Raw genomic sequence first — 1,057 nt, forward strand, 5'->3', positions numbered from 1 at the left:
CCGCCGCCAGCCCCAGCCGCGCCGGCAGCGCCCCCTCGCCGGTCGCCTGCGCGAACCAGCCGGCGATGGCGGCGTCATAGGCGGCGGTCGCGGCATAGGCCTCGGCCGCCAGCCGCCGGCGCGTGGCCAGCGTCGTGCCGCCCGCGTCGAGTTCCGCCACCACCGCCTCGTATTGCGCGGGGGCGGTCAGCACCGCGACGCCCTCGTGATTCTTCGCCGCCCCGCGGATCAGCGACGGCCCGCCGATGTCGATGTTCTCGACGCAGGTCGCGAAATCCGCGCCCGCGCGCACCGTCTCCACGAACGGGTAGAGGTTGACGCACACCAGGTCGATCGGCGCGATGCCGTGCGCCGCGATCTGCGCCATGTGCGCGTCGCTGTCGCGGCGGGCGAGGATGCCGCCATGGATCTGCGGCACCAGCGTCTTGACCCGCCCGTCCAGGATCTCCGGGAAGCCGGTATGGTCGGCGACCTCCGTCACGGCGAAGCCCGCGTCGCGCAGCGCGCGCGCCGATCCGCCGGTCGACAGGATCTCCGCGCCGTTGCGCGCCAGCCCCTCGGCCAGGGCCAGCAGCCCGGTCTTGTCGGAGACGGAAATCAGGGCACGGCGGACAGCCAGACGCTGGTTCATGGCGCCGTCCCCTGCCCCGACAGGCCGAGCAGGTCAAGCGTGCGCGCGATCACCCGCGCCTCGTCGAACCGCTCCAGCGCCCGCGCCCGCCCCGCCGCCCCCAGGCACGCGCGCAAGCCCGGATCGGCGATCAGCCGCCCCAGCGCCGCCGCCAGCGGCGCGATGCTGCGCGGCGGCACGAGATAGCCGGTCGCCCCCTCCACCACCTGCTCGCGCGGGCCGCGTATGTCGGTCGCGACCACCGGCAGGCCGGTCAGCATCGCCTCGATCACCGACATCGGCAGCCCCTCGAAATGGCTCGGCAGGGCGAAGATGTCGGCCGCCGCCAGGATCGCCGGAATGTCCTCGCGATAGCCGAGCAGCCGCAGCCGCTCGCCGAGCCCTGCCGCCCGCAGCCCCGCCGCCACGTCCTCGCCCCGGTCGGTC

1 protein-coding gene and 1 pseudogene are annotated in these 1,057 nt (G+C 75.0%); both read right to left on the minus strand.

Annotation, left to right across the window (positions count from 1 at the left end; all coding sequences use genetic code 11):
• Window positions 1-631, minus strand: a pseudogene (gene purH / locus B8460_RS20315) (bifunctional phosphoribosylaminoimidazolecarboxamide formyltransferase/IMP cyclohydrolase); the annotation flags it as partial.
• On the minus strand, window positions 628-1,057 hold a 430-nt coding region (locus B8460_RS20320; protein ID WP_048863445.1), incomplete at its 5' end, for a glycosyltransferase. The gene B8460_RS20320 and the pseudogene purH, both read right to left, overlap by 4 nt.

The sequence above is a fragment of the Acidisphaera rubrifaciens HS-AP3 genome, assembly GCF_000964365.1.
Taxonomy (GTDB): domain Bacteria; phylum Pseudomonadota; class Alphaproteobacteria; order Acetobacterales; family Acetobacteraceae; genus Acidisphaera; species Acidisphaera rubrifaciens.